Origin of the sequence: Castellaniella sp. (assembly GCF_004321985.1) — a bacterium.
Classification (GTDB): Bacteria; Pseudomonadota; Gammaproteobacteria; order Burkholderiales; family Burkholderiaceae_B; genus Castellaniella.
Genome location: NZ_SCQN01000055.1, coordinates 25,325 through 45,034 on the forward strand (window position 1 = coordinate 25,325; position 19,710 = coordinate 45,034).

General features: G+C 61.2%; 21 protein-coding genes. 20 read left to right on the forward strand and 1 reads right to left on the reverse strand.

What is annotated here, in order from left to right; genetic code table 11:
• The first annotated feature begins 49 nt into the window (after positions 1 to 49).
• Positions 50 to 799 carry a molybdate ABC transporter substrate-binding protein gene (gene modA, locus EPN31_RS14625; protein WP_291774617.1) on the forward strand — a complete coding sequence of 250 codons (750 nt, stop codon included), beginning with the start codon at positions 50 to 52 and terminating at the stop codon, positions 797 to 799.
• Positions 800 to 849: 50 nt separating this feature from the next.
• A complete protein-coding gene (gene modB / locus EPN31_RS14630; RefSeq protein ID WP_291774670.1) occupies positions 850 to 1,533 on the forward strand; it encodes a molybdate ABC transporter permease subunit in 684 nt (227 codons plus the stop codon).
• Here modB and EPN31_RS14635 read toward each other — a convergent pair.
• Positions 1,445 to 2,377, reverse strand: coding sequence for an NAD-dependent epimerase/dehydratase family protein (locus EPN31_RS14635; protein WP_291774620.1), 933 nt, complete (start codon positions 2,375 to 2,377; stop codon positions 1,445 to 1,447). The two genes, modB and EPN31_RS14635, sit on opposite strands and share 89 nt — an antisense overlap.
• A gap of 102 nt (positions 2,378 to 2,479) precedes the next feature.
• On the opposite strand from EPN31_RS14635, the gene mog reads away from it, so the two are divergent.
• The 18 genes from mog to EPN31_RS14725 form a co-directional block, all read left to right on the forward strand.
• A complete protein-coding gene (gene mog, locus EPN31_RS14640; RefSeq protein ID WP_291774623.1) occupies positions 2,480 to 3,115 on the forward strand; it encodes a molybdopterin adenylyltransferase in 636 nt (211 codons plus the stop codon).
• A gap of 87 nt (positions 3,116 to 3,202) precedes the next feature.
• On the forward strand, positions 3,203 to 4,267 hold the full coding sequence (gene fba, locus EPN31_RS14645; RefSeq protein ID WP_291774626.1) for a class II fructose-bisphosphate aldolase: 1,065 nt from the start codon (positions 3,203 to 3,205) through the stop codon (positions 4,265 to 4,267).
• A 6-nt stretch (positions 4,268 to 4,273) separates the two neighbouring features.
• Entirely contained in the window at positions 4,274 to 5,161 is an 888-nt protein-coding gene (locus tag EPN31_RS14650) for a phosphoribosylaminoimidazolesuccinocarboxamide synthase (protein WP_291774629.1), read from the forward strand.
• 98 nt (positions 5,162 to 5,259) lie between these two features.
• Positions 5,260 to 5,730, forward strand: a complete 471-nt coding sequence (purE, locus tag EPN31_RS14655) for a 5-(carboxyamino)imidazole ribonucleotide mutase (protein ID WP_291774674.1) — start codon at positions 5,260 to 5,262, stop codon at positions 5,728 to 5,730.
• Positions 5,727 to 6,893 carry a 5-(carboxyamino)imidazole ribonucleotide synthase gene (locus tag EPN31_RS14660; protein WP_291774632.1) on the forward strand — a complete coding sequence of 389 codons (1,167 nt, stop codon included), beginning with the start codon at positions 5,727 to 5,729 and terminating at the stop codon, positions 6,891 to 6,893. The genes purE and EPN31_RS14660 overlap by 4 nt, the downstream gene beginning before the upstream one ends.
• Positions 6,886 to 7,929, forward strand: a complete 1,044-nt coding sequence (locus tag EPN31_RS14665) for an L-threonylcarbamoyladenylate synthase (RefSeq protein ID WP_291774635.1) — start codon at positions 6,886 to 6,888, stop codon at positions 7,927 to 7,929. Before EPN31_RS14660 ends, EPN31_RS14665 begins: the two co-directional genes overlap by 8 nt.
• A gap of 195 nt (positions 7,930 to 8,124) precedes the next feature.
• On the forward strand, positions 8,125 to 9,015 hold the full coding sequence (locus EPN31_RS14670; RefSeq protein WP_291774638.1) for an XdhC family protein: 891 nt from the start codon (positions 8,125 to 8,127) through the stop codon (positions 9,013 to 9,015).
• Entirely contained in the window at positions 9,012 to 9,437 is a 426-nt protein-coding gene (gene sufU / locus EPN31_RS14675; protein WP_291774641.1) for a Fe-S cluster assembly sulfur transfer protein SufU, read from the forward strand. The genes EPN31_RS14670 and sufU overlap by 4 nt, the downstream gene beginning before the upstream one ends.
• Positions 9,438 to 9,548: 111 nt before the next feature.
• On the forward strand, positions 9,549 to 10,115 hold the full coding sequence (locus tag EPN31_RS14680; RefSeq protein ID WP_291774644.1) for a nucleotidyltransferase family protein: 567 nt from the start codon (positions 9,549 to 9,551) through the stop codon (positions 10,113 to 10,115).
• Between the two features lie 139 nt (positions 10,116 to 10,254).
• Positions 10,255 to 11,133, forward strand: a complete 879-nt coding sequence (locus tag EPN31_RS14685; RefSeq protein ID WP_291774647.1) for a helix-turn-helix domain-containing protein — start codon at positions 10,255 to 10,257, stop codon at positions 11,131 to 11,133.
• Between the two features lie 144 nt (positions 11,134 to 11,277).
• The gene (locus EPN31_RS14690) at positions 11,278 to 12,084 is read left to right on the forward strand and encodes an enoyl-CoA hydratase/isomerase family protein (protein ID WP_291774650.1); all 807 of its coding nucleotides are present in this window, start codon (positions 11,278 to 11,280) and stop codon (positions 12,082 to 12,084) included.
• 451 nt (positions 12,085 to 12,535) lie between these two features.
• A complete protein-coding gene (locus EPN31_RS14695) occupies positions 12,536 to 13,723 on the forward strand; it encodes an ABC transporter substrate-binding protein (protein ID WP_291774653.1) in 1,188 nt (395 codons plus the stop codon).
• 33 nt (positions 13,724 to 13,756) lie between these two features.
• The gene (locus EPN31_RS14700) at positions 13,757 to 14,638 is read left to right on the forward strand and encodes a branched-chain amino acid ABC transporter permease (RefSeq protein ID WP_291774656.1); all 882 of its coding nucleotides are present in this window, start codon (positions 13,757 to 13,759) and stop codon (positions 14,636 to 14,638) included.
• A gap of 66 nt (positions 14,639 to 14,704) precedes the next feature.
• Positions 14,705 to 15,682 (forward strand): branched-chain amino acid ABC transporter permease, encoded by a 978-nt coding sequence (locus EPN31_RS14705; protein WP_291774658.1) that lies wholly within the window; start codon positions 14,705 to 14,707, stop codon positions 15,680 to 15,682.
• Positions 15,675 to 16,418, forward strand: coding sequence for an ABC transporter ATP-binding protein (locus EPN31_RS14710; protein ID WP_291774677.1), 744 nt, complete (start codon positions 15,675 to 15,677; stop codon positions 16,416 to 16,418). Before EPN31_RS14705 ends, EPN31_RS14710 begins: the two co-directional genes overlap by 8 nt.
• A gap of 3 nt (positions 16,419 to 16,421) precedes the next feature.
• A complete protein-coding gene (locus EPN31_RS14715) occupies positions 16,422 to 17,132 on the forward strand; it encodes an ABC transporter ATP-binding protein (RefSeq protein ID WP_291774661.1) in 711 nt (236 codons plus the stop codon).
• A gap of 134 nt (positions 17,133 to 17,266) precedes the next feature.
• Positions 17,267 to 18,718 (forward strand): UbiD family decarboxylase, encoded by a 1,452-nt coding sequence (locus EPN31_RS14720; protein WP_291774664.1) that lies wholly within the window; start codon positions 17,267 to 17,269, stop codon positions 18,716 to 18,718.
• A gap of 80 nt (positions 18,719 to 18,798) precedes the next feature.
• Positions 18,799 to 19,710: molybdopterin cofactor-binding domain-containing protein (locus tag EPN31_RS14725; RefSeq protein WP_291774681.1), on the forward strand; the 912-nt coding region annotated here is incomplete at its 3' end.

A 19,710-nucleotide genomic window follows, 5' to 3' on the forward strand; every position in this document is an offset into this window, starting at 1 on the left:
TGATACGCTGGTGGCTTTTCAGTCCATCAATCCAATGAGGTTGATTAACATGAATCGGCTCCGTTGGCTGGCTGGTTGCCTGGTGTTGTGTGCCTGGCTCCCGGCACAGGCGGGCGAGGTGCTGGTGTCGGCGGCTGCCAGCCTGACCAATGCATTCAAGGATCTGGCCGTACAGTATCAATCGGTGCATCCGGGTGAGCTGATACTGACTACGTTTGGGGCGTCCGACGTGGTGCTGCGTCAGATCATCGAAGGCGCGCCGGCCGACGTGTTCGCGTCGGCCGACCAGAAGGCCATGGACAAGGCTCAGGCAGCGGGTGTCATCGATCCGGCGACTCGCGTGAATTTCGTGCGCAATGAGGTCGTGCTGATCGTGCCTGTGCGGGACCCCCACCATATCAAGTCGCTCGCTGATCTGGGCAAGCCGGGTGTCACACGGATTGCGCTGGGGAATCCGGTGTCGGTTCCGGTGGGCCGTTACACGCGGGCGGCGCTGGAGAAGGCCGGTCTGTGGTCCACGGTCCAGGCGAATCAGATCCTGGGGCAGAATGTGCGTCAGGTGCTGAGCTATGTGGAACGAGGCGAGGTAGATGCCGGTTTCGTCTTTGCGACGGATGCGGCCCTGCTGAGGAACAAGGTTCGTGTGGTGCAGGTGGTCGCTACACCTGTGCCGGTCGTCTATCCGATTGCGCTGGTGCGCCGGAAGGGGCGTTCCCCCGAAGCTTCGGGATTCTTGAAATATGTGCTGTCGGATGCCGGTCGGGCTGTATTGCAACGCTACGGATTCAGCCGTCCATGAGCTCCGTGGCGTACGGTTGATGAATTGTTTTGGAAACGGTGGCTGAATCGATGGGGGATATCTGGGTTCCTCTGCTGCTGTCCCTGAAGGTCGCCGGATGGGCCACGGTTCTCGCGTCGCTGGCCGGGATCACGGTGGCTTATGGTCTGTCGCGCCAGGGCTCCCATTGGGGCGATTTCATGGATTCGCTGCTCACGCTGCCCATGGTGTTGCCGCCGACGGTGATTGGCTATTACCTGCTGGTGCTGTTTGGCCGAAGGGGCTGGCTGGGAGAGTGGCTGCAGGCCCATGGTTTCGAGCTGGTCTTCACCTGGCAAGGTGCCGCCGTCGCAGCCTCGGTGGTTGCTTTCCCTATGGTGCTGAAGGCATCGCGCGCGGCCTTTCTGTCGGTGGATCATCGGCTTGAACAGGCTGCTTCCGTGCTGGGTGCAGGGCGTGTGGCGGTGTTCCTGCTGGTCAGCCTGCCGCTGGCCGCCCGTGGGATCCTGGCGGGGATACTGCTTGCGTTTGCTCGCGCGTTGGGCGAGTTCGGCGCCACGCTGATGGTGGCTGGCAGCATCCCGGGCCGCACGCAGACGCTGTCGATTGCGATCTATGAGGCGGTTCAGGCCGGCGACGATGGCATGGCTGACGTTCTGGTGCTGGTCACGTCGGCGACCTGCGTGGTGGTGCTGTGCGTGGTGGCCTGGCTGCTTCGGCGCAGCGGATCGGGGGTGCTGATCGGGCGGCGCTGACAAGGGCCTGTGCGTAGCCTGTCGTCATGTCCGGCCACTGAGGCGTCCAGCCGCTGGCCCGCAACCTTGCGTTGGATAGCCGTTTGCCGTCTGGCGGGCGGGTTTCGCGGTCGGGCAGGTGACAGTCCGCCATCCGCGCCAGAGCGTCATACAGATCGGCCGTCGGCAGCGGGTGATCGTCCGTCCCGATGTAGCAGGACAACGGTTTCGGCAGCGCCAGAAGATGAGCACAGGCGGATGCCGCATCCTCGATGTGAATGCGGTTTGCCCAGTGGCCCGGACCGGTCGGGGCCTTGATGCGCCCGCTGCGCAGGCCTTCGATCAGCCGAAGGCGGCCAGGGCCATAGAGGCCTGAGAGGCGCAAGGCGGTGCCGATTACATTTTGAAACCGGCCAGTCAGCTGCTCGTGCAGCAGGGCTTCGGCTGCCAGCATGGACGCGCCGCGAAAGTCCTCTGGATTGGCAGGGGTTTCCTCGTCCACCCAGGCATTCGACGGACCCCAGACGGCCGTCGAATCCACCATGACGCAGCGTCTCAGCCGTTCCGGTTCGGGGAGTGTCTCCAGCAGCGTCCGCAGCCCTTCCGGGTAGACTTGGACATAGGTTTCGGGTGTACGCGCATCCGGCGCCGGTGCATACAGAAGGTGGGTGGTGGGCGGGATGGCGGATAGTGCGGCGGACAGGCTTGCGGGATCGCGGAGGTCTGCCTGAAACCACCGGATTCGGCTGCCGGGGGTGGCCAGGACGGGGCGCCGCCGCAGGCCAGCGCATTGCCATTCGGCAGAGTCCAGACGGCCGGCCGTGCGCATGCACAGGTCGCCGCCAATCAGAAGCAGAGTGTTCATCCCATGTTTATACCCTGTCTGGCGCCGCAGCTGTCCGTGCGAGCACTGCCAGGTCAAATAGAATGATGGTCCGGAGAAACTTCATTTTGCAGGTGCCACATCATGGCTGAAACCTTCCCCTTGCATCGCACGCATCCCGACGAACTGCTGGTCGGACTGGTGTCCATTTCGGATCGAGCGGCTGCGGGAGTCTATGAAGACAAGGGTATTCCTGCGCTCGAGCAATGGCTGCGTGGTGCACTGACCCGCCCGCCGCAAATCGTCTCCCGGCTCATCCCGGACGGACGCGAAGGCATCGCCACGACCCTCAGGGAACTGGTGGACCAGGCTCGTTGCGATCTGGTGCTCACCACCGGCGGCACCGGGCCCGCGCGGCGCGATCTGACGCCCGAGGCGACGCTGGACGTTGCGACCCGCGAAATGCCTGGTTTTGGTGAGCAGATGCGCCAGGTCAGCCTGAAGTTCGTACCTACTGCGATCCTGTCGCGGCAGGTGGCCGTGATCCGCGAGCTTCCCGATCATGCAGCGCTCATCATCAACCTGCCGGGCCAGCCAAAGGCCATCCAGGAGACGCTGGAGGGGCTGCGGGGCGCGGATGGGGTGCTGCAGGTGCCGGGCATTTTTGCGGCGGTGCCGTATTGTCTGGATCTGATTGGCGGCCCCTACATCGACACGCACGATGAGATTGTGAGGGCGTTCCGCCCCAAGTCCGCGCGGCGGGTCAGCGGGCCGGCCTGAGAGGGGCGCCATCAGCACCGATTCCCGTTACGCCTTAAAATCACATGAATCTGATTTCCCGCCATTTTCCCATTCAGGAGGTCCCCCATGGCCCTGGTTTCCATGCGTCAGCTTCTCGATCACGCGGCCGAGCACGGCTACGGAATCCCCGCCTTCAATGTCAATAATCTGGAACAGGTTCAGGCCATCATGGAGGCCGCCGATCAGACCAGCAGTCCGGTGATCATGCAGGCTTCGGCCGGGGCTCGCAAGTACGCCGGCGAAGGCTTCCTCAAATACCTGATCCAGGCGGCCGTGAGTTCTTATCCGCACATTCCGGTCGTCATGCACCAGGACCATGGGCAGTCGCCGGACGTGTGCCGGGGTGCGATCGGCCTGGGGTTCTCCAGCGTAATGATGGACGGCTCTCTCATGGCCGACGGCAAGACCGTCTCCAGCTATGACTACAACCTGGATGTGACCCGACAGGTCGTGGAGATGTCGCACAAGGTCGGTGTCACTGTGGAAGGCGAACTCGGCTGCCTAGGCTCGCTGGAAACCATGAAAGGCGACAAGGAAGACGGGCATGGCGCCGAAGGCACCATGACGCGCGAGCAGTTGCTCACGGACCCCGAGCAGGCTGCCGATTTCGTGCGTCAGACGCAACTGGATGCCCTGGCTATCGCGGTGGGCACCAGCCATGGCGCCTACAAATTCAGCCGCAAGCCGACCAGTGAAACCCTGTCCATCCAGCGCGTGAAGGAAATCCACGCGCGCTTGCCCAATACGCACCTGGTTATGCATGGCAGCTCCAGCGTGCCGCAGGAACTGCTCGCCATCATCCGCGAATTTGGCGGCGACATGAAGCAAACCTATGGCGTGCCAGTCGAGGAAATTCAGGAAGCCATCAAGCACGGCGTGCGCAAGGTCAACATCGATACCGACATCCGTTTGGCCATGACTGGGGCGATCCGCAAGTTCTTCGGCGAGAACCCGTCCAAGTTCGACCCGCGCGAATATCTGAAACCCGCCCGCGAGGCGGCCAAAAAACTGTGCGTGGCGCGTTATGAACAGTTCGGCACGGCGGGGCATGCCCCGCAGATCAAGGCCATTCCGCTGTCCGACATGGCTGCGCGCTATGCCTCCGGTGAACTCAAGCAACAGGTGAAATAAGTCTCCATGACGGCCTTGCTTCAATCCTCCATCACGTCGCTGCCCCTGCTGGGGCGCGGCAAGGTCCGCGACATGTATGCCGTGGGCGACGACAAACTGCTGATCGTGGCGACGGACCGGATCTCGGCGTTCGACGTGATCCTGGATGATCCCATTCCCGGCAAGGGCAGGATCCTGACAGCTCTGACCGAATTCTGGCTGAAGCGGCTGGGTCACCAGATGCCCACTCACGCGACGGGCATTGCACCCGAAGACGTGGTTACGCCTCAGGAGCGCGATCAGGTGTCAGGCCGGGCCATGGTGGTGAAGCGGTTGAAGCCGATTCTGGTCGAAGCCGTCGCGCGTGGTTATCTGGCCGGGTCGGGTTGGAAGGACTACCAGGCGAACGGCTCCGTGTGTGGGGTGGCACTGCCGGCAGGCCTGCGGCAGGCCGAAAAGCTGCCGCAGCCGATCTTCACGCCCGCTGCGAAGGCCGAATTCGGACACCACGACGAGAACGTCGATTTCGAGTATGTGGTGGGCCAGATCGGCCTGAAGATGGCCGAGGCCGTGCGCACCGCCACGCTGTCGCTGTACGCCGAGGCAGCCAATTACGCCGGTGGGCGCGGCATCCTGATTGCCGACACCAAGTTCGAATTCGGTCTGGACGAGCACGGTACGCTGCACCTCATGGATGAGGTGCTGACGCCTGATTCCTCGCGTTTCTGGCCGGCTGATGGTTATGCGCTGGGCATCAGCCCACCGTCGTTCGACAAGCAGTTCGTGCGCGACTGGCTGGAGACCCAGGACTGGGCCAAGAAGCCGCCTGCCCCCAGGCTGCCGGCCGATGTGCTGCAACGCACTGCCGCCAAATACCAGGAGGCCCTGGATCGGTTGACCCAGGGCGCCGCATGATTGCCTCCGGGTCCGGGGACCGGGCGGTGGCACCGCAGCAGGACTCGCAGCCGGCCGCAGCCGCACAAGGCGCTGTGTCCCCCGTCGTGGGCATCATCATGGGGTCTTCCAGCGACTGGGAGATCATGCGACATGCAGCGGCGATCCTGGACGAGTTTGGCGTGCCGTATGAATCCCACGTGATCTCGGCGCACCGCATGCCGCTGGATATGGTGGAGTACGGTTCTCAGGCATACAACCGTGGGCTCCGTGCCATCGTCGCCGGTGCGGGAGGGGCGGCGCACCTCCCGGGCATGATGGCGGCGCTGACGCCGGTTCCCGTCTTTGGTGTCCCGGTGCCGTCGCACTACCTGCGCGGCGAAGATTCACTGTTGTCCATCGTACAGATGCCACGCGGCGTGCCGGTGGCGACCTTTGCTATCGGCGAATCGGGCGCGGCCAATGCCGCCCTGCACGCGGTGGCCAATCTGGCCATGACCGATGGCGATCTGTTGTTGCGGCTGAAGGCCTACCGGGCGCGCCAGACCGACAAGGCGCGTGCGATGGTGCTGCCGCCGGAGAATGCATGAACGCTTCATCCGGACCTCAGCCCTCCGGGGCCTGGTTAGGGGTGCTGGGCGGCGGCCAGTTGGGCCGCATGTTCTGTCACGCGGCGCAGGCCATGGGTTATCGGGTTGCGGTGCTCGATCCGGGCGAGACCAGCCCGGCCGGCATGGTGGCCGATTGGCACATCCGCGCGGCTTACGATGACCCGGTGGCACTGGATCAGCTTGCGCAGCGCTGCGTGGCCGTCACCACGGAGTTCGAGAACGTCCCAGCCGACAGCCTCAGGCGCTTGTCCAGAACCTGCATCACGGCGCCATCCGGTGACTGCGTGGCCATTGCCCAGGACCGCCTGGACGAAAAGGCGTTCATCCACGATTCTGGCGCGGCCGTTGTGCCGCATGCCGCCGTGCGTACACCGGCCGATCTGCAAACCTGCGACGCAGCGCTCTTTCCCGGCATTCTGAAGACGGCGCGGTTGGGGTATGACGGCAAGGGCCAGGTTCGGGTGGCGGATCGCGGCCAGGCACTGCAGGCGTTTGAGGCTCTGCATGATGTCCCATGTGTGCTGGAAGCTTTGCAGCCGTTGGATTACGAAATTTCCGTCATGGTGGCGCGCGATCTGTCGGGTAACGCCGTGACCTATCCGCCGTCGCGCAACCGGCATCGCGATGGCATTCTGGCCCTTTCGCTGGTCGACGGCTCGGTACCGGAAGCCGTCGCCGGCCGGGCGCGTGACGATGCGCTGCGCATTGCCCGTGCGTTGGACTATCACGGCGTGCTGGGTGTGGAATTCTTCGTGTTGCGGGACGGTCGTGTGATTGCCAACGAGATGGCTCCGCGTCCCCACAATAGCGGTCACTACACCCAGGACGCCTGTCTGGTGAGCCAGTTCGAGCAGCAGGCGCGCATCATGGCCGGGCTCCCGTTGGGGGGTACGGATGTGTTGCGTCCCGCAGCCATGTTGAATCTGCTGGGCGACCTCTGGTTCGATGCTCGGGACCAGCGGCGGGAACCAGACTGGTCGGGTGTGCTCGCGGTACCGGGTACGCGCCTGCATCTGTACGCCAAGTCCGAGGCGCGGCCAGGACGCAAGATGGGACATGTGAACTTGCTGGCCGACACGGCAACGGAGCTGCATGCCCGTATCGCCCGGGTCGCGGCGGTGCTGGGGCTACCGGATGTCTGATCCAGACCACGACAGGATCGTCGAGGCGGCGCACCGTCTCGTACAGGGCCGGCTGGTGGCGTTTCCGACGGAGACGGTCTATGGTCTGGGAGCGGATGCCGAGAATCCGATGGCCGTCGCCCGCATCTACGCGGCCAAGCAGCGCCCGGCCAATCACCCCATCATCGTGCATCTGGCGCCGGACACTGACCCGGCCTATTGGGTCACTGCCGTGCCACCGCTGGCGCGCAAGCTCATGGCGGCATTCTGGCCTGGGCCGCTCACGCTGATCCTGCCCAGAGCCGCGCGTATTCCGGACGTGGTCAGCGGCGGGCAGGACAGCATCGGCCTGCGCTGCCCCTCGCACCCGGTGGCCCAGACTCTGCTGCATGTGTTTGCGGGACTCAAGTCTCATGGCTGTGGCGGCGTGGCGGCGCCCTCGGCCAACCAGTTCGGCCAGGTGTCGCCCACACGAGCCGAGCACGTCCGCCGTGAGTTTCCCGATCTCGACGCGCAATCTCTGATGATCCTGGAGGGCGGCGAATCCGAGGTCGGCATCGAGTCGACGATTCTGGATTTGTCGCGCCTGGACCAGGGCGTTGCGCCGACGCTGTTGCGGCCCGGGGGGATCAGCAGCCTGCAGTTGGCGGATGTCCTGGGTGATCTCCCGGCGCAGCCGGATGCGGCGGCACCGCGCGTGTCCGGGTCGTTGAAGGCACACTATGCGCCACGCACGCCCTTGTCGCTGGTGTCGGCCGAGACCCTGCGGGCCTGGCGGCATCATTCAGCGCCGTCATCATCGCGGCCAGAGGCGGATGCCAGCCAGCGGGTGGCTGTGGTGGTGCTGGGCGCCGCACCCGGCCCTGCACCTGAAGGGGTCGACTGGGTGATTGCTCCCGATGACCCCGCCGCCTATGCGCATCGTCTCTATGCCCTGCTGCGCGAACTGGATGCCGCCGGCTACGACCGCATCGTGCTCCAGCGTCCGCCTCTGGAGCCTGCCTGGCAGGGGGTCAATGACCGTATCGGACGGGCGGCTGCTGCGTTTGAGGGTTGATCATCGGTTTCGGCTCTCCGCTGCCTTTCATACCACGACTTCAAATATCAAGGATATGCATGACCCGGGGCGCCGCCCTTGGGAGGTGTTGCCGCGTCCGTCCCGTGTTGACCGGATGATCGATTGCGATGTATGAAGTAGCAGGTGCTCTGCGCGCAGAACCAGGCGTCGCAGGGCAGTCAAGCGGGAGGATATATGGCCAAGGAGATCATCGACGTATTGATGGAGCTCCGTCAGAAAAAGGTACCCCACGCGGTCGCAACGGTGGTGGAGGTCATCGGCTCCGTTTCCGCAAAGACCGGATCCAAGGCGGTCATCGATCAGGATGGGGGAGTCGTGTGGGGATGGGTAGGCGGTAGTTGCGCGGAATCGGCGGTGTGCCAGACCGGCCTGCAGTGCATGGCGACTGGGGAAACCACAGTGATCGATGTGGATCTGGACGACGAGGTGCTGGGGGTCGGGATGCCGTGCGGAGGCAGCATGCGCGTTTACGTTGAGCCGATACGGCCCAAACCCACGCTCTGGATCATGGGGCATGGCCGGATCGCCGAGTGCATCTGCGAGGTCGGTGATCTGGTGGGCCTTGATGTGGTCGTCAATGACCCGTCCGCTACACTGGTCAAATTCCCGTCGGCCGCCCGTCTGGTGACGGATGATCTCGATTATCAGGAACTCAAGCCGGGGCCGGAAGATTTCGTAGTCATTGCGACGCAACACAAGGGCGACCATGAATCGATGCGACGGGCCCTGGCGCTGAAGCCGGGCTATATTGCGCTGATTGCAAGTCGTAAACGCGCCGGGCTCGTGATGGATTATCTCCGCCAGGAGGGCTTCCCGGAGGACGAGCTGGCCAAGGTGGTAGCTCGCGCGGGTCTGGATCTGGGTGCGAGGACCCCTGAAGAGGTCGCGGTATCGGTCATCAGCGAGATCATCATGCTGCGCCGTGGTGGCAGCGGTCTGCGCCTGCAGCAATTGCCTCGCACCGGCCAGGCTTTCGCGGGCGCTCGCACTGTGGAGACCACTCATGGTTGTGAATCGTGCGCGCCGGCGGGGCATCCAGCGGTTCCGGCTGAGGCTGAGTCGTGACGATCTACAAGGATGTGTTGCTCGATCATGGCCGTCACCCCCGTAACTATGGGGATCCGACCGGCATGAGAATTGTGCGGCGCGGGCGAAACCCTTTGTGTGGCGACGAAGTGGAGGTCGGCATCGACGTCGAGGGCGAGCGGCTCACGAGCGTCCGTTTTCGCGGCAGAGCCTGTGCGATTTGCGTGGCTTCGGCCTCGATCATGACTGGGGTGGCCGAGGGAAAAAGCCTGGCCGAAGCGCTCGATGTGATCGCCTTCATGCACCAGTGGCTGGGTGCTGACGGGGAGCGGATGCAGGCTCCGGAGCCGCTGGAGCCCCTGTCCTCCGTTCGCGGTTTGCCCTCGCGCAGGAGCTGTGCGCTGTTGGCATGGGATGCATTGGCCGATGCGGTGAACGGGTGCGCCGATGCAACGGCGTGAGATCATGCCCGCATGTCGGGAAAGGGTTGGCTGCCCGCTGGGGAGTCTCATGACCATGGACGGTTTCGATCGTTCAGGAGGCAATGCCGGCAAATCCGGTTCTGTTTCTCGATGGACCCGACCGTAATCGTGCTGGCCGCCGGCCGTGGTGAACGCTTCTTGCGGTCCGGGGGCGCCACGCACAAGCTCCGTGCCCCGCTGGGTGGCGTCCCTGTGCTGCAGCGGGTGCTGCATACTGTGGAGGCTTCGGGCCTGCCTTTTCATGTCGTTCGCCCCGATGGGGGCCAGGCGGCAGATGGCATGGGTGATTCGATTGCGCGGGGTGTAGCCGCCACGACGGACGCCTCGGGTTGGCTGATTCTGCCTGGAGATCTACCATTGGTCGGCGCCGGTACTCTGCGCCTGGTTGCACAGGCCTTGGCTACCGATCTGGTCGTCTTGCCATTCTGGAGGGGGCGACGTGGCCACCCCGTCGGTTTTGGGAAGCCGTGTGGTTCGTCGCTTGCGATGCTTGGTGGTGATGTGGGTGCGGCTGCGATTGTGAGGGCGCATCGACAGTCTGGCGAGGTACGGGATCTTGCCGTGGACGACCCTGGCATCGTGATGGATATCGATACGGTGGATGACCTAGCGCGTGCTGAAGCCTTGCTCGCGCTTTCGAGTGGCCGAGGGACGTAGTCGGTGGTCGTGCGCCTCCGGAACGGTGGTTGCGCTGCACGAGGGGGCCGCTCTTGACAACGCGCAGTATGCTATACCGTTTCCTATGACACACGTTGTGTGGCATGCTGTCTGTTAGGGCATACAGTGGGGCACTATCATGTCGACCGCAATTCGCGTCCTTCAGGGGCAATTTGGCCGAGTTGCGCTCCTGAACATGGATCATCCTCTTGTCAATCACGCGCATTCCCAATGCCACGTCTTGATCAAGACGGGCGGATCCGATACCTTTTTTCGCGTGAAGGGCAGGTACTATCCTCTGAATGAAAACACGGCTGTCTTGATCAATGCCTGGGAGTCTCATGCCTATACCCACCACGTTGCTGGTGCCCCGCAGACGGTCATCCTGGCCTTCTACATAGAGCCGACCTGGCTTTGCGAGATTGACAGATCCTTCATCCTCAGCAATTCCTGCAATTTCTTCCTGCAATCCTGCGTTCAGTTGCCCCGGAACATTCGTAACCTGTCCGACGAGCTCGCGGCGCAGATGTTGTATGGCGAACAGCTGAGCGGCGACGAACTCCAGGCTCAGTTGTCGAATTTGATGGTCCTCATCATTGATGCGTTTTCGCAATGGCGCCGCCGTTCCACGCTGGGAAGCATTGATCTGCCGCACATACAGGATTTCCGGATCCGACGGGCCATCTCCTTCATGCGTGCCAATGCGGGGATGGAGATCGACATGAAAGAACTGGCGGCGGAGGCGTGTCTGTCCAGAGCGCATTTCTTCAAACTTTTCCATCAGCAGACGAATCTCACGCCGAGCCTGTACAACAATATCCTGAGAGTCGAAGCCGCGATTCATGGGCTGACGGAGACGCATCAGTCCATGAACATGCTGTCGCTGGGGTTGGGATTCAATGCCCAAAGCCATTTCACCCGTTTCTTCCAGCAGCACACGGGGGTCGCGCCGAGTCAGTATCGGCGGGTAGTCGATATATACGGCGCCCGAGCCGAGCGTGAGGCGCGTGTCCAGTGACGCAGCCGGGTTTGCCTGAATGCCGGGCGGCCGTTCGTGATCGAATAGTACTCATTGATAAAAGATCGCACCTGACGGTAAGGCGCTTTCTGTCATGATGGTCTACGATGGCGGAAGTTATTGCAAGATTATTCAGGTGACCCAATGAATGGCATCACTCACCCATCCAGTGCCTTGCTTCAGGACCTGGACGGCTTCAGAGTCGAGACAGACCCCCAGGGTGGGCGCGCTGATATCATCCTTGACCGGCCCCCGCTCAACATCATTTCGATGCCGCAACGGGATCAGTTGCGTTGTGTTTTCGAGGCGCTGGATGCGGATGCTTCGATTCGGGTAATCGTCGTTCGCGCAGTGGGCAAACACTTTTCCAGTGGTGGCGATATCAAGGGCTTTCTGGCTGCGTCTCCTGAGCATGTCGCGAGCCTGGCCTGGAACGTGGCGTCGCCCTATCGTTGCTCCAAACCTGTCATTGCTGCGAATCAGGGCTACTGCTTTGGCGTCGGATTCGAGCTGTCCCTAGCCTGTGATTTCCGGATCGTGACGGAGTCCACGCAGTACGCGCTGCCTGAACAGAAGTTGGGTCAGATACCGGGGTCAGGGGGATCTGCGCGCCTGCAGCAGATGATCGGCATCACGCGCACGAAGGACGTTGTCATGCGGTCACGCCGCATACCTGGGCAACAGGCCTACGAGTGGGGGATTGCCACCGAGTGCGTTAAGGACGCGGAATTGTCGGATGCGACGGACGCCATGGTGAAGGATCTGCTGGCGTTCTCACCGATCGCCCAGAGAACCGCAAAACGGTTGCTCAATGAAAGCGAGGACAGCTCATTGTCGACCGCGATCGAGCTCGAAGGGCACTGCTACAGTCGCCTTCGGACATCGCATGACTTCCGCGAGGGGGTCGAGGCGTTTCATCAGAAAAGAGCGGCGCAGTTCATCGGTGAGTAGGTCATCGTCCATTGCATGTGCCCCTTGGCGGCAAATCCAGGATCACAGTGGGGCGCTGTGTGGTACTTGAACAAGAAGAAAAGACTGTAAGGTAAATGCCCGGATGGTCCGATAAGGAACTTCCTGCAATTACCGCATAATGAGGTGCGTGACGGTGTGCATGACGATGCACGGGGTGTCACGGTCATATCAAAACTATAAGTATTGCGGAGACATCATGAAGAGACAATCTCCTTCCTAGCATCTGACAGCGTATCCGGCTGGGTACGGGATCGACGACGGTCCTGTGGTTCTCACGCCGAGCAAGTCATTGCATCGCACGCATCTCGGTTTGCACAGCGGACCCTCCGACGCTGATCGGATGGGGTACGCATGCCTTGTCCAGCGCGTGTGCGTGCCCGCGGATTACCCGATTCACTCGATCAATGAGTCACGGAACAGGATGGCCATCATGAAGCGTTGTTTTTACAGAATGACAGTCGGTGCGGTAGCGGTGCTGACACTCACTATCGGTAGCGTCGCGCTCGCGGCGGATGCCGCGCCAATCAAAATAGGCGTGTTGACACCGTTGAGCGGGACGTATGCGCCGATCGGGCAGCAGGTCAAGTGGGGAACTGAGCTTGCCGTGGGGGAAATCAATGCGGCGGGCGGAATCGGCGGAAGGCAGATCAAGCTGATTTTCGAGGATGGTGAGGCCGATCCGAGCGTCATGACGCGCAAGGCCGAAAAACTTTTTCAAAGCGACAAGGTGGATTTTCTGACTGGTGTTGTCAATTCGGGCGGCACACTGGCAGTCGCGCAGGTAGCTGAACGCAATCACGTCATCGCGTCGACCACCGTTTCGCTGTCGGATGCCATCACGGGTTCGAAGTGTTCGCCGAACATGTTCCGTGTCAACGCGCCTGGCGGCATGCAGGCGACTGCGCTGGCGCAATGGATCAAGGAGGACAAGCCTAGTGCGAGGGTGTTGGCCATCGGGCCCGATTATGAAATGGGCCGCAATACCGTCGCGAGTTTCGTCGATAAGGCGAAGGGTGCCGGCCTGAATGTCATTGGCCAATTGTTTCCGCCGCTGGGAGAGAAGGATTTCACCTCATACTTCGGTCAGCTGAGGCAGGCACGCCCGGACATCGTCTACACGTCCACGGCCGGCAATGACACGGTGCGTCTCTTTTCCCAGCTGCAGGAATACGGCTTGCGCGATCGGGTCACGATGGTGGGCGCTTCTGTTGCTGTCACCGCGCAGAACATCAAGGCGATGGGAAAGACGGCCGAGGGCTTCGTGACGGTCGCAGGCTATTCTCCGGATCTGGATACCCCTGCCAACAAGAAATTCACTTCCGATTTCCAGAAGAAATACGATTCGCTGCCGGATCTCTATGGAGCGGATTCGTACGGTGTCATCTATTTCTACAAGGCCGCGGTGGAGAAGGCAAACAGCACAAAGACGGACGCCGTCCGAAAAGCAATGGAGGGGCTGAAGTGGGCCACTCCGCAGGGTGAGAAGGTCATGAGGGCGGGTGACCATCAGGCGATCATGGATGTCTATGTGCTTCGCGTCAAGAATGGCCAATTCACCATCGTTGACCGGGTCAAGGGTGATGATGCGGCCGGGAAAGACGAATGCACCAGGTTCTAATTTTCCACAGATCGCGCGAGTTGCGTTCGCGACATGATTGACTACATCGAGTTCGTGCTGGCGCCCCAGGTCGTCAATGGGCTGACGATAGGCGTCGCCATCATTCTGGTGTCATTGGGCCTGTCCATCATTTTTGGTCTCCTCGATGTCGTCAATATGGCTCATGGAGAGTTCTACGCCCTCGGCGCCTTCATCAGCATGTCGTTGTATTCCCTGGGCCTGGGCTTCTGGTTTGCGCTCGTGGTGACACCGTTGATCGTGTTGCCGATCGGCGTGCTTCTGGAACGTGGCCTCATACAGCTGGTCTATCATCGCCCCGCGAGGCACGTGCAGACCCTTTTGCTGACGATCGGCATTTCGATCATGCTGAAGGATCTGTTCGACATGATCTACGGGCCGAATACCATGCGCCCCGATAGCCCAATCAGTGGCGTCGCGCGGCTTGGCGACATCATCGTTCCGAATTACCGCCTGTTCCTGATGGGGTTCGGGACGATAGTCATCTTGTTGACCTGGTATGTGCTGTTCAGAACGAAACTGGGTTCCGTCATCCGCGCAGCCGCTTATGACAAGGACATGACGGCCAGCCTGGGAGTCCCGGTGAAGGTCATCTATTCGGGGGCCTTTGCGTTCGGGACGGCCTTGGCGGCGCTGGCTGGCGTGCTTCTGGCCCCCATCTATTCCGTCTTTCCGACCATGGGACAGGATTTCATCCTGCTGGCGTTCACGGTGGTGATCGTGGGCGGGATCGGGAGTTTCTGGGGGACGGTTGTCGCGGGTCTTCTTCTGACACAGATAGAGTCTTTGTCCGCGCTGTTCATTCCACCCAATTGGAGTGAACCGCTGGTTTTCGGCATCATGATCGCGGTCCTCATCTTTCGTCCCCAAGGCCTTTTCAGCTGGAACAGGCGTTAGCCATCCAAAGATGAATCGATAGGGTGAATCTTTCATATGCTGGTTTCTGGAAGGATCTGGTCGGGCTTGAAACGCGAACCGTTGGTCGCGGTCCTTTTTGTGGCCGCCCTGGTGTTTGCGGTGATTGCATGGGCGACGCATGAAACGTTCTATCTTCGTCTTGCCACCGAAGGGGTCATCCTTGCCGGCCTCGCGCTGAGCGTTGATCTGCTGCTTGGTTACACAGGGTTGTTTTCGCTGGGTCAGGCGCTCTATTTCGGACTGGGCGCTTACGTGACGGCGTTGTTGCTGCTGCATGATCCTGGCTGGGGATTCTGGGGTGCGCTGATCTGCAGTCTGTTGGCATCGAGTCTTGTGGCGTTGATCGTGGGCGCGGTCGTGATTCGATCCCGGGGCGTCTATTTCATTCTGATCACGTTTGGCCTGGCGCAGGTCGTCGCGACGTCTGTGTACAACATCCGCCGGCTGGGTGGGTCGGACGGCCTGACGGGTATTCCAGTGCTGAAGGTCAATTTCCTGCTGTTTCATGTCGACCTCGGGAATCCGGTGAGTTTCTTCCTGTTCGCCGTGGCCGTGATCGGTATCCTGTACGCGCTGCTGAGCTACCTGATTCATACGCCACTGGGCCATGTTCTGGTGGCCATACGGTCCAACGACCAGCGGGTGCGTTTTCTGGGTTATGACTCATGGCGTTACAAGCTGGTTTCCTACGTTGTTGCGGCGGATGTCGCGGCGGTGGCGGGTACCCTGTATCCGTTGTTGCGTGGATTCGTTTCTCCCGAACTCATGTATTTTGGGGTCTCCGCCGATGCGGTCATCATGACCATCATCGGCGGCGTCGGCACGCTGATCGGACCCATCTACGGCAGCCTGATCTTGATAGCGCTCAAGACCTTCATCAGTGGGTGGACCCAGCACCACGGCCTCGTGGTGGGGGCGGTGTTCATCGCGACAGTCATATTCCTCCCCGCTGGACTCGTGGGTTTCCTCAGGACGCGTTCGCCACGAACGGCCGTGAAGGCAGCGGGTGGCGCTCATGAGTGAATCTATTCTCAGGGTGGACGAAGTCAGCGTTTCCTTCGGGGGGCTGAGGGCGGTCGAGGGTGTCAGCTTCGAGGCTCACCGCTGCTCGGTGACATCGGTGATCGGCCCCAACGGAGCGGGGAAAAGCACGCTTTTCAATCTGATTTCGGGAGCTATCAGGCCGCAGTCTGGACGTGTGGTCTTTGATGGCAGGGATATTACGGGCCTGCCCCCCAACAGGATCTGCCGGATGGGGCTCGCGCGTTCCTTTCAGATTTCCAATCTGTTCTTCGACCTAACCGTTCAGGAGAATCTGCGGCTGGCGTGCCAGGTCAACGAGCCCGGCCGTCGTCTGCTGCTGCCACTGGCATTCAGCAAGGAGGTCGATGCCAAGGTCGACGCGCTGCTGGACCGCGTTGCATTGGAAAGCCAGCGCATGAATCTGGTCGGGAACCTTTCGCACGGAGAGCAGCGCAGGCTGGAGATTGCCGTCGCGCTCGGCAGCGAACCCGGGATGCTACTCCTTGATGAGCCCACACAGGGGATGTCCCACGGTGATACTGAAGACACGAAACGGACGATACAGGACCTCTCGCGCAGTGTTGCTGTCTTGCTGGTGGAGCATGACATAGAACTTGTCATGGGGATCTCCGACTGGGTCGTGGTCATGCACCAGGGGAAAAAACTCGCTGAGGGTGACCCGGACACGGTGCGCGCCAATCGCGCGGTGCGTGAAGCCTATCTGGGGGGTGGTTGAGCGATGCAGCTCGAGTTGAAGAATGTGCATTCCTTCTACGGACTGAGTCATATCCTGAACGGAGTCACCCTTCGCGTGGGTTCGGGTGAACTGGTGGGGCTGTTCGGCAGGAATGGCGTTGGCAAGACAACAACGCTGAGAACGATTGCGGGCTGGCTCGTACCTTCGGAGGGCGAGATTCTTCTGGGCGATGTGTCGCTCGCCGGAAAGACTCAGGATGATATCGCTCGTTGCGGGGTGGCTTTCGTACCGGAAGACCGGAGAATCTTTCCCGGTTTGAGTGTGGACGAGAATCTTCAGCTTGGTTTTTTCCAGAATCGCCGGATTTCCAGGGCTCAGCGTCGCGAGGAATTGGACAAGATATACGCGAGATTTCCTCGATTGTTCGAACGGCGAAAGCAGAACGGCATCACGCTTTCCGGCGGCGAACAGCAGATGCTGACGATTGCACGGGCGCTGGTCGGCCGCCCGTCCGTCCTGCTGATCGATGAGCCCAGCGAAGGCCTGGCACCCATGATCGTCGACGAAATTTTCCGGCTGCTGACGGAACTGAAGCAGGGGGGTGTTTCCATCCTCCTGGTCGAACAGAACATCATGCGTTCCCTGGATGTGGTGGACCGCTTCTACGTCATGCGCCGTGGAGAGATCTTCATGGCAGGAGACGGGCATTCACAAGATGATCGGGAGGCTCTGTTGAATGCCGTGGCGATATAGAAATTTCGATCGGGTGATTAAAGATACCGTTTGGTAAATCGAGACGCGATGCGGTGTTTCGCTACCGGGGTGATTACCTATCATGGGAAGAAGGGTTAGTTGGATCTGTCGATATTGTGATGAGGGTCATGTGCATGGCTTCTGATCTGAATGATGGCCGCCCACTGACGTTGCGGCGCTGGCTGCGGCACCTGCATGATACCGATCGGCTGTTCGTCGCACGCGCGGGCGTGGGCTTGAAATTCGAGCTGGCGGCGGTTGCCAAGTGCCTGGATGGCACGAAGGCTGTCTTTTTTCCTGGGCCGGGAGGACACGAAATTCCGGTCGTATCGGGGCTGGTGTCTAATCGCGGCTGGATTGCGGAAGCCCTGGGAGTCCCTGCCTCGGCGGTGCTGCAGCGATTCCGGGAAGCAACGGAGCATCCCGTGGCATGGTCCGAGGTTGATGCCGGTGCGGCCCCATGTCAGCAGGTGGTGAAGAAAGACGTGGACATAAGGGCGGATCTGCCGATCCCGACCCACAGCGAACACGATAGCGGCCCCTATATCACGGCGGGTGTGGTCATTGCCCGGAACCCGGTCACGGGCATTCAGAACGTATCGATCAACCGGATACAGATCAATTCCAGAAACCGGATGGCGGCCCTGTTGTTGCCCAGACATCTCCACGCCTTTTTCGCCGAGGCCGAGAGTCGTGGAGAGGCACTGCCCGTCGCCGTCGTCGTTGGTGTGGATCCGTTGGTTCTGCTGGCATCGCAGGCCATCACGCCTATCGATCGCGACGAGCTCGAGATTGCCGGGGCTCTGGGTGGCGCGCCGTTGTCCGTCGTGAAGTGCCTGACCAATGACGTCCGGGTTCCGGCGCAGGCGGAGATCGTCATCGAAGGGCGCTTTCTACCAGGCGTGCGGGAATCTGAAGGCCCCTTCGGGGAATTCCCGAAATATTACAGCGCACAGGAAAAGCGTGAAGTGATCCAGATCGATCTGATCACCCACCGTAGAAATCCGATCTATCACACCATCATTCCTTCGGAGATGGAGCACCTCCTGCTGGGTGCCATCCCGCGAGAGGCGACCCTGCTTTCACATCTGCAAAAGAGTTTCCCGAATGTTCTGGACGTGCATCTTTCGGTCGGCGGCGTATGCCGGTACCACCTGTATGTGAAGCTGAGAAAACACCACGAGGGCGAGCCGAAGAACGTCATCCTGGGCGCCTTGAGCGGTCATTACGACATCAAGCACGTGGTTGTGGTGGATGAGGATGTGGATGTGCACGATCCGCGGCAGGTGGAGTGGGCCGTTGCCACCCGGTTTCAGGCAGACCGCGATCTGGTCGTGATTTCCGGGGCGCAAGGATCTGCACTCGACCCCTCGACAACCAAGGTGTTCGGGGCGGCTGAGACGCATATACCCAGGCAGCTTCAGGGCCTTGGCGCCAAGATGGGGCTGGATGCGACCCGGCCGCTCGAGTACGGAGAGTATGTCTTCACGAAGGTGATCATCCCGGGAAGTGATCGCATCGATGTGGATGATTTCGCGGCCAGTGATATGTCGGACGTGATCCATTTGCTGGAGTCGGATTCCTAGAGCCATGTCTGTGATTGTTTTGTATCTGCCGCTTGTTGGAGCCTGTGGGTGTTGATGTTGACAGTGAGGGTGTGTTGAATTTGCTTTCTGATACTTCGCGGAAATCGGGTTTGGGGACACAGGGGCGGGAGCCGCGCCCGCACGTCGGCCGTGCCGAGACTCGCGTGGAAGACGCTCCTCTGCTGACCGGACGTGGGCTGTACGCTGACGACGTCGGAATCAAGCCAGGAACTCTGCATGCCGCGATCTTGCGTTCGCCCTTCGGGCATGCCGAGATCGTGTCGATCGACACCGAGCTAGCGCTTCAACAGCCTGGCGTGCGTGCTGTTTTGACGGGCGAGGACGTCAGGCGTTGGTCGGCTCCGTTCCCGGTTGGCGTCAAGCAGCCCATGGAACACTGGTGTCTGGCCGTCGATCGCGCGCGCTATGTGGGCGAGCCCGTCGCCGTGGTGATCGCCGAGGACCGTTATGTTGCGGAGGACGCGCTGGATCTGGTCGACGTGAGATATCACCAGCTCCCCGTTGCGGTGGACCCGGAGCGTGCGATGCTGCCGGATGCGGTGCTGCTGCATCCGGCCGTCGGTTCCAATGTCGTCAGTGATCGTCATTTCTCCTACGGTGAACCTCAGCCTGCCTTCGAGGCTGCGGAACACAAGGTATCGCTCACCATTCGGTATCCGAGGAATTCGACGACCCCCATAGAAGGCTTTGTAGTGGTGGCGGATTTTCTGGCGGGTGGACAAGGCTACGACGTGCTGTCCAATTTCCAGGGACCGTTTGCCGTGCACACGGTGGTGGCGCGTGCCCTGAAAATCACGACCGGCAGGCTGCGGCTCAGGTTCGTGCGGGATTCGGGAGGCAGTTTTGGCGTCAAGCAGGCCGTTTCCACGTATATCGCACTCCTTTGTCTTGCTTCACGCAAGGCGGGCGCTCCCGTCAAGTGGGTGGAAGACCGCTACGAGCATCTGATGGCCGCGGCGTCGGCGCCGAAT